8 protein-coding genes are annotated in these 8,383 nt (G+C 71.7%); 3 read left to right on the top strand and 5 right to left on the bottom strand.

What is annotated here, in order from left to right:
* Positions 1-295 precede the first annotated feature (295 nt).
* From ACFWY9_RS07020 to ACFWY9_RS07040, 5 genes are read right to left on the bottom strand one after another with little or no spacing between them, the layout of a single operon-like run.
* Positions 296-1,033, bottom strand: coding sequence for a phytanoyl-CoA dioxygenase family protein (locus tag ACFWY9_RS07020; protein WP_378328550.1), 738 nt, complete (start codon positions 1,031-1,033; stop codon positions 296-298).
* A gap of 56 nt (positions 1,034-1,089) precedes the next feature.
* A complete protein-coding gene (locus tag ACFWY9_RS07025; RefSeq protein ID WP_378328569.1) occupies positions 1,090-2,421 on the bottom strand; it encodes a glutamine synthetase in 1,332 nt (443 codons plus the stop codon).
* A complete protein-coding gene (locus ACFWY9_RS07030; protein ID WP_378328551.1) occupies positions 2,418-4,208 on the bottom strand; it encodes an IucA/IucC family protein in 1,791 nt (596 codons plus the stop codon). Before ACFWY9_RS07030 ends, ACFWY9_RS07025 begins: the two co-directional genes overlap by 4 nt.
* Positions 4,209-4,210: 2 nt before the next feature.
* Positions 4,211-5,512, bottom strand: coding sequence for a lysine N(6)-hydroxylase/L-ornithine N(5)-oxygenase family protein (locus ACFWY9_RS07035; protein ID WP_378328552.1), 1,302 nt, complete (start codon positions 5,510-5,512; stop codon positions 4,211-4,213).
* Entirely contained in the window at positions 5,509-6,963 is a 1,455-nt protein-coding gene (locus ACFWY9_RS07040; RefSeq protein WP_378328553.1) for a pyridoxal phosphate-dependent decarboxylase family protein, read from the bottom strand. Before ACFWY9_RS07040 ends, ACFWY9_RS07035 begins: the two co-directional genes overlap by 4 nt.
* A 147-nt stretch (positions 6,964-7,110) precedes the next feature.
* On the opposite strand from ACFWY9_RS07040, the gene ACFWY9_RS07045 reads away from it, so the two are divergent.
* Genes ACFWY9_RS07045 through crcB form a run of 3 tightly spaced genes read left to right on the top strand, consistent with a single transcriptional unit; the run spans position 7,111 to position 8,254 of the window.
* On the top strand, positions 7,111-7,524 hold the full coding sequence (locus tag ACFWY9_RS07045) for a fluoride efflux transporter FluC (RefSeq protein WP_378328554.1): 414 nt from the start codon (positions 7,111-7,113) through the stop codon (positions 7,522-7,524).
* A 17-nt stretch (positions 7,525-7,541) separates the two neighbouring features.
* A complete protein-coding gene (locus tag ACFWY9_RS07050) occupies positions 7,542-7,883 on the top strand; it encodes a DUF190 domain-containing protein (RefSeq protein ID WP_378328555.1) in 342 nt (113 codons plus the stop codon).
* The gene (crcB, locus tag ACFWY9_RS07055; RefSeq protein WP_378328556.1) at positions 7,880-8,254 is read left to right on the top strand and encodes a fluoride efflux transporter CrcB; all 375 of its coding nucleotides are present in this window, start codon (positions 7,880-7,882) and stop codon (positions 8,252-8,254) included. The genes ACFWY9_RS07050 and crcB overlap by 4 nt, the downstream gene beginning before the upstream one ends.
* Positions 8,255-8,383: the final 129 nt, after the last annotated feature.

Consider the following 8,383-nt stretch of genomic DNA (forward strand, 5'->3'; position numbering starts at 1 on the left):
ACACCCGAGACACCACCCGCAAAGCGTGACGCCCCATGGCCTGGTCGCCACCCTAACACCACTACTAACGACCATACCGCGACAAGCCAAGGCCGCAGCGTGAAACCCCAGCCGCCACGACGAGCCCGCCAGCATCGCGGGGAAGCGCCCACCAGCAAAACCGCCCCTCGCACCTACCGAGAAGACCTCGATGTGCCATGCACGACCTCTCGGCCGAACGCGTCGCGGCCCCGTCGGCTCGCCCTTCGGGACACCACGACAGAGCGATGGATCACCCAAGGGCCACAAAGGACACTCATTCGCCATGCGGCGCGGTACGGAGCGGGTCGTAGTCGAGCCACGGGTCCTGGAGGAACTCCTGCCACCGCGGATCGTGGCCGGTCCGCTTCAGCCGGAAGTACAGCGCCCGCCGCGTCCGGTCCGTCATGTTGCCGCCGATGTTGTGGCCCAGCAGGAAGTGCGCCAGCAGCAGATCCCCCGCCCTGCCCCGGATCTGCTCGGGTTCGGGCAAGCGGATGGGCGGATAGCCGCCGGCGGCGAGGAACGCGTCGGGCCCGTGCTCGCGGAAGTACTCCGCATGCGTCAGGTGCGTGCCCGGCCAGACCCACAGATTGCCGCCGTCCTCGCCGAGCTGGTCGGACATGAGCACCCCGGCGAGCATGGTGAACGTGTAGGGGCGGCCGTCCGGGCCTGGCGGGTAACCGTCGAGATGGTGCCCGCCTGGCCGGTGCGAGAACGGCGGGATGCTCAGCGCGATCTGTACCTGCCCCGGCACCTCGAGATTTCCCGTACCGACCAGGGATTCCGCGTACGACCAAGCCGGGCTGTCCGTCACCACCGCCAGCAAGGCCGGGACGTCGGCCGCGTCAGGGAAGTAGAAATGCGGCCCGACGACCTGCCCGCCCGGCGGGTCGGCTGCCACCAGCTCATCGATGCTTCGCGCCGCCTCCGCCACCGCGTTTTCCGGAACTGCCTGTGGAATCACCACGAAACCGCGTTCGGCGAACTCGTCCAGCCGTCGCTGATCCAGCATGATCGGCAGCGTAGCGACGCCGCGCCAAGGCGGCGAACGATTTTCCGGCGAACCGGTCAGGAGCGCAGGGCGGCGCGGGCGCGCTGCCAGTCCGTCACCGCGTCGAGCCCGGCGTCGATCTCCGCACGCAGCAGTGCCGCGATCAGTTCGGCGACGTCCTCGCCCAGCAACTTCGGCGCGTTCTCCTCGAACGCCGCCAGTGCCTCCCATGGCGTCGTGGCCAGTTCGCCGACGGCCTGCCCTGCCGGTGGTGGCGTCAGGCCCTCGGCGAGTCCGGCACGTCCGGCGGCCAGCAGCGCGGCAACGACGAGGTGTGGCGAAGCGTCGGCTCCGGCGAAACGGAACTCCAATCGTTGCCCTGCCCCGCTCCCGGCGAGCCGGACCGACGCGGTGCGGTCGTCGACGCCCCAGCGCACCACCCGCGGCGAGAACGGCGCGGTGCGCAGCCGGACGTAGCTGTTCCACGTCGGCGCCCAGACCGGTGTCAGCGCTCGTGCGTACTGGAGCACTCCGGCGAGAAACCCGGACAGCGGGCCGGAAAGTCCGGCACCGATCGGCGAACCGTCTGTTGTGGACAGTGACAGGTGGACGTGGCCGGAGTTGCCGTGGCCGGTTTCCGGTGCCGCCGCGTAGTCGGCGGTGACGTCGTGCGCGGCGGCCTTGCGGCGCACGATCAGCTGCTGGAGCAGGACGTCGTCGCAGGCGGCCAGCGCATCGCGGTGCCGGAGCACGATCTCGTACTGTCCGGGGTGGCATTCCGCCCGCGCCGATTCGACGCCGAGACCCGCACTGTCCAAAGCAGAGCGCAGATCGGCCAGCAGCGGCGTCAGCCGTTCGGTGCCACCGACTGCGTAATCCACGCCGTGCGACGTGAGCGGCGCGCCACCGGAGTCGCGGAAGACGACCTCGTGCTCGATTCCCACCGACGGCGTGAGCCCCAGTTCCTCCAGCGCCGCGAGCTGCCCGCGCAGGATTTCCCGGGGTGCCAGCGCCGCCGGTTCACCCGATGGCCACGCGGCATCGCCGACCACCGCCCACATTCGCTCACCGAGCGGCACCGCGGACGCCGGATCCGGCAGGACAGGAAGATCTCCGAATCCGCCGACATAGCGGGTCACCGCGCTGCCTTCCGGTAACGGCAGCGGTTCCCGTTCCGGTGTCCACGCGAAGACGTAGCCGCACACGCCGTAGCCGTCGTCGAGTACCTCGGCGGCGAACGGCGCGTTCAGTTCCACGGCCGCGAACCGCGCGTGCGGATCGGGCACCAGCAGCAGCAACCGCGCGCCCGGCTCGGCGAGCCCGGCCCGCAGCACCGGCGCCGCCGCGCTCGCCGCCGCCGCACGAGCGGCCAGCGAGCGAGCACCGACCGGCCGCGAGAACGGGCTCACCACGCGCCGTCCGGGTCCGGCCCGGACAACGGGTTCGGCACCCGGCCCCAGCGCACGTCGAACTCGTCGTCCCGCTCGACCTTGTCGAAGCCCTGCCCGGCGAGGTGCTCGCGGTTCAAGGTCACCCGCTCGACGTCCGGTGCGAACAGCATGCACGCGTCGAACCGCTCGGCGACGTCCGGATTCTCGTCCCGGTACCGGCCGACGACGGCGCGCACCAGCTCCCAGAACCGGGCCCGCGCCAGCCCGAGGTCGTCGAGCAGGATCTCCGCCCAGAACCGCAGTTGCCCGGAGAACACCGAACTGAACAGCGACTGCGCGAGCAGATGCGGCGCCCAGCGCAGCATGTCCGCGGCCGCCTCGGGTGGCAGGTCGGCGTAGCAGGCCAGCTCCTGGTCCATCAGGTCGACGCCCTGCGCGAAGTCCTTGATCACCACCCGCAGCGGGCGCCCGCCGGGGTCGGTCACCAGCACCAGGTTCTGGCCGTGCGGGCAGAAACCGACGCCGTAACGCAGCAACCAGTGCAGGAGCGGGGTGAGCAGCAGGTCGAACAATCGCGCCAGCCATTCCTCGGCGCTCTCCCCGGACCGGCCGATGAGTTCACTGAGGACGGAGACCCCGTCCGCGTCGCGATACGGCAGCGCGGCGAAGGAAATGGCCCGCTCCCCCTCGGCCAGCCGCGTCACCAGCGGCTCGCGCCACAGTGCGCCGAGCGTCTCGTGGAACCGGTACGGCAGTTCCTCCAGCGCGCCGAACACCGGATGCCGCACCGAAACGCTCGCGACCTCGCCGAGCAGCTCGAACCGGTACTTCTCCGAAAGCACCGGGTCCGCGTCGTGAATACGCCGCAGCCAGGCCGTCACCGACGGCCCCGCCAGTGTCGCCGCCGAGTTGAGTCCTCTGTAGACAAGTGTGTTCCGTACCGACACGGCGGTCTTGACATCGTGCCGATCGGGCCTGGCCATGTTCGCCAGCGTCCGGATCGTCTGATGTGGACGGTAGTGGTCCGCCGACTCGCCGAGGTCGATCATCGCGCCGGTGGCGAGTTCGGCCGCGTACAGCGTGCCGACGATCTCGTCGGCCTGCCACGGGTGCACCGGCACCCAGAGGTAGTCGGCGGGATCGCCCACCGCGGCGACCCGTGCGGTGAACTCCGCGCGCTGCGACTCGTCGAGTTCGCCTTCCAGCAAGGCTTTCGCGCTCAGTTCGTCGACGCAGCGGAACTCGGCGTGGTCGCGGTGCACGGCCAGCCAGCGCAGCCGGATGTCCGCGCCCGCCTCCGGAGCGAATCGGGCACGGTCGGCGGCGGAGAACCCGACCCTGCCCTTGTTCAGCACGAGCCGCGGATGCCCGGTCAGGTGCCCGTCCGCGACGTTGTAGTCCATCGTGGACAGTTCAGCCGCCGACGGCGCCCGCCGCAGCCGCGCGGCCTCGTTGGTCACCGTCGCGGTCAGCTCCGCCAGCACGTCGGCGAGCCGCAAACCGGTCAGCCCCAGGGTTTTCCGCGCATCGACCACAAGCGTGCGCGGGTCGTCGACGGACACGGCGGGACCGTCGCCCACCTGCCGGGAGGCACTGCCGGGCAGGACCGTCCACGATTCGAACGCGCCCCGACGCGCCTGGAAGGCGTAGACGACATCGCCGGGCAGTTCGAGCCGCCACCGCCGGTGGCCACGCTCGGTCTCTTCCCCCGCTTCGGGCACGAGCATCGCCTCGTACGACAGCTCGCCGAGCATCTTGTGGGTGATCAGCGCGCCCGCGGCGCGCCACGATCCCGCGTTGTCCATCCTCACCCTTCCTGTCCACTCCCGAGCCCGAACGTGGTGAACGCGGTGCGGGCGGGCAGTTCGTAGACCGCCTTACCGCACACCGCGTTGAGGATCGCGGCCGCGCGCCACGCCCCGAGCCCCAGATCCGGCGCGCCCGGCCCGTGCGTGTGCTTTTCCGCGTTCTGCGCGAAGAGCGTGCCGGCGATGGCCGCGTCGAGTTCCACCCGGTAGTCCGCGCCGATCTTCAGCCGCCCCCGCGCGTCCCGGTGGACCGCGTCGCCGAGCCCGGACAGCAGCGGGCCGGTCGGCGTTTCGGCGTAGCCGGTGGCCGCCACCACCGCACCGGTGCGCACGACCGCGGTCCGGCCCTGCTGGACATGCCGGACCTCCAGCGAAAACCCGTCGTCCACAGTAGACACCGAGACGACCTCGACTCCAGGCGTCAGCGTCACCTCCGGCCAGCCGCCGCCGATGCTGCGCCGGTAAAGCTCGTCGTGGATGGCGGCGATCGTCTCGCCGTCGATTCCCTTGTACAGCTGCCATTGCGAGGGCAGCAACTCGTCGCGCACCGCTTCGGGGAGAGCGCGGAAGTACGCGGTGTAGTCGGGCGTGAACTGCTCCAGCCCGAGCTTCGAGTACTCCATCGGCGCGAACGCCGGCGTACGCGCGAGCCAGCGCAGTCCGTCCACTGTGGATCGTGAGCGCAGCAGGTCGAGGAACACCTCCGCGCCGGACTGCCCGGAGCCGACCACGGTCACGGTCTCCGCGGCCAGCAGCGCTTCCCGGTGGGACAGGTAGTCGGCGGAATGCAGCGCGAGCGCGTCCGGATCCTCGACGAACGCGCGCAGCGGTTCCGGCACCGAGGGCACCGAACCGACGCCGAGTACGACCGACCGCGCCAGCACGGGCTCCGCGCCGGAGATCGTCAGCTCGAAGGCTTCCCGTTCGGCCGACCAGCGCACCCCGGTCACCCGGTGGCCGAAGTGGCAGCCCGGCAGGCGTGACGCGGCCCAGCGCCCGTAGTCGTCGTACTCCGCGCGCGGCAGGTGGAACCGTTCGGCGAAGTAGAACGGCAGCAGGCGCCCGCGTTCCCGCAGGTAGTTCAAAAAGGACAGTGGACTGGTCGGGTCCACGAGGGACACCAGGTCGGCGAGGAACGGGACCTGCAGGGTCGCGCCTTCGACCAGCAGCCCGGGATGCCAGCGGAATTCCGGGCGTGCCTCGAACAACGCGACGTCCAGCCCGCTGATCGGCTCGGCCAGCGCGGCGAGCGACAGGTTGAACGGGCCGATCCCGATGCCCGCAACGTCGTAGGACCTCATGACACCACCGGACTTCCCGGCATGGCGGCGCATTCGGCCTCCGCCGCCGCGACCACCCGCTCCAGCAGCGCGCGGTAGTCGCCGGCCTTCGCGTGCGGGTGCAGCAGCGTGAGCTTGAGCCAGAGCTGCGGCGCCCCGTCCGGCCCGGTCGGGAGCGCGGCGCGGCCGATCACCCCGGTGCCCGCCTCCAGCAGCACGCGGCGGATCCCGGCGACGAGTTCGTCCGCTTCGGACCGTCCATCCACGACGGTGGGCCGAAAGACCACAGTGGACAGTTCAGGCGGGGCGAGCAGCCGCAGCGCGGGATGCGCGTCGATCACCGCGGCGACCTCCGACGCGGTGGCGCGGCACCGCTCGACCAGCGCTCCGATCCCGTCGGTGCCCAGCGCCCGCACGGTGACCGCCATGCGGAAGGCGTCGGGACGCCGTGACGTCCGGATCGAACGGCCCAGCAGGTCCGGCAGCCCGGCCTCGGTGTCGTCGTCCGCGTTGAGGTACTCCGCGCGCACGCTCAGCGCGGCGAGATCGGCGGTCTCGCGGGCGGCGAGCAGCCCGGCCGCGACCGGCTGCCAGCCGAACTTGTGCATGTCCAGCGCGACCGAGTCGGCGAGTTCCAGCCCGGCGAGCAGCGGCCGCAATTCGGGACTGCACAACGCCATTCCGCCGTACGCCGCGTCGACGTGCAGGCGCGCGCCCGCGCGGCGGGAGATCCTCGCGATCTCCGGCAGCGGGTCGATCGCGCCGGTGTTGGTGGTCCCGGCGGTGGCGACGACGACCACGGGGCCGTCCAACGCGGCGAGGGCCCCGGACAGTGCGGCCGGGACCACGCGGTCGTCCTCGCAGGGCACGACGACCGGGGCGGGCAGGCCGAGCAGCCACGCGGCACGCGCGACGCTGTGGTGGGCGTTCGCCCCGCACACCGGGCGGACCGGGACACCGGGCGAGGCCTCGCGGGCGAGCAGCAGGCCGAGCAGGTTCGATTCGGTGCCGCCGGAGGTCACCACGGCGTCCGCGCCAGGCGCGTCCGGGTAACACAACCGGGCGATTCCCGCGGTGAAAGCGCGTTCCAGCTCACTCGCCACCGGGGCCTGGTCCCACGAGTCCATGGACGGGTTGAGCGCGCCCGCGACGACGTCGGCCGCGACCGAGACGGCCAGTGGCGGGCAGTGCAGGTGCGCCGCGCAGGCCGGGTCCGCCGGATCGGCCGAACCCGCGGCGAGCAGGTGACTCAGCTCGGCGAGCGCTTGCTCGGCGCCGACGCCGGTGCCGGGCAGGGTCCCCGTCCCGCCCCCGGCCGCGGTGAGCGCGGCCGCGACCGCGGCGGGCCCGCCCGCGGGTACCGGTCCGCCACGTTCGGCGATACCGGCGGCCATCCCGGCCAGTGCGACCGGGATCAGCTCACCGAGCCGCGCGGCGCCGCCTTGACCACCGGCGAGGGACTCTTCGCGCATGTACCCGCCTTTCTTAGGGTTGCCTTGCCTACCCTGAGCAACAATACGGACACCGTCCGGAGCCCGGCATCCGGGTGGCGCCCGGCGTCCAGCATGGTCGACTCGCCCGCCGCGACGCGTCCGCCATCGGGTGAGAAACTGCTGGGTATGCCTGTGACTCCGGCGACCCGATGGGACGTCCTGCTCGCCATCGGCGCGGGCGGGGCACTCGGCAGCGTCGCCCGCTACGGCCTGTCGGTCGCGCTGCCGCACGCGCGGGGCGCGTTCGCGATGTCGACGCTGCTCACGAACGTGCTGGGCTGTCTGCTCATCGGTGTGCTGATGGCCGTCATCACCGCCACCGCGCAGCCACACCACCTGCTGCGGCCGTTCCTCGGCGTCGGGGTTCTTGGCGGCTTCACCACGTTCTCGACGTTCGTCGTCGACACCCTCGACGCGCTGAGCACCGGCCGCCTGCTGATCGGGCTCGGTTACGTCGCGGCGTCGGTGCTGCTGTGCCTGTGCGCGGTCACGGCGGGGCTCGTCGCCACCAGGAGCGTCACCCTCCGAAAGGGACAGTGATTCCGAAAGGGACAGTGATGGAGGAATCGGGAACCGCCACCCGCCTGACGATCTACGTCGGCGAGGACGACCACTGGCACCACAAGCCGCTCTACCACGAGATCGTGCGCCGCGCCCGGGACGCCGGGCTCGCCGGGGCGTCGGTGCTGCGCGGGGTCGAGGGCTACGGCGCGAGTTCGCTGATCCACACGACGCGAATCCTTTCGCTGTCGGAGGATCTGCCGGTGGTGGTCGTGATCATCGACGAGGAGCCGAAGCTCCGCGCGTTCCTGCCGCAGCTGGACGAGCTGATCGGCGAAGGGCTGGTGACGCTCGACCAGGTCGAGGTGGTCCGCTACGTCGGCAGGCAGCCGAAGTGACGTTGCTCTTCGTGGCGCTCGGCGGCGGTGCCGGCGCGATCCTGCGGTACCTGACCGACCGGCGCGTGCAGCAGTGGCGCGGTTCGACGTTCCCGTGGGGCACCCTGACCGTCAACGTCGCGGGCTCGCTGATCCTCGGCGTGCTGTCGGGGTGGGCGCTGCACGGTGGGCAGCCGTCGGCGGTGCGGTCGCTGGTCTCGGTGGGCTTCTGCGGCGGGCTGACGACGTTTTCGACGTTCGGCTACGAGACCTTGCGGCTGTTCCTGGAAAAGACGCGGCTCTACGCGGTGGTGAACGTCGTGGTCACGGTGCTCGCGGGCCTGACCTCCGGCACCCTGGGCCTCCTCCTGGCCTCCGCTCTCTGGTCCTGACCCACGTGAGCTGAAGGGGGGGTTGGGCGCCGCGGGTGGGCGGGAAGTGCCCCGCAGCGCGGGGGGGGGGGGTGGCCGCCGAGGGCGCCCCGGGCCCCCCCCCGCGGCGACGGCGGTGCCGGCCCCGGC

Origin of the sequence: Amycolatopsis sp. NPDC059027 (genome assembly GCF_042739735.1) — a bacterium.
GTDB lineage: Bacteria > Actinomycetota > Actinomycetes > Mycobacteriales > Pseudonocardiaceae > Amycolatopsis.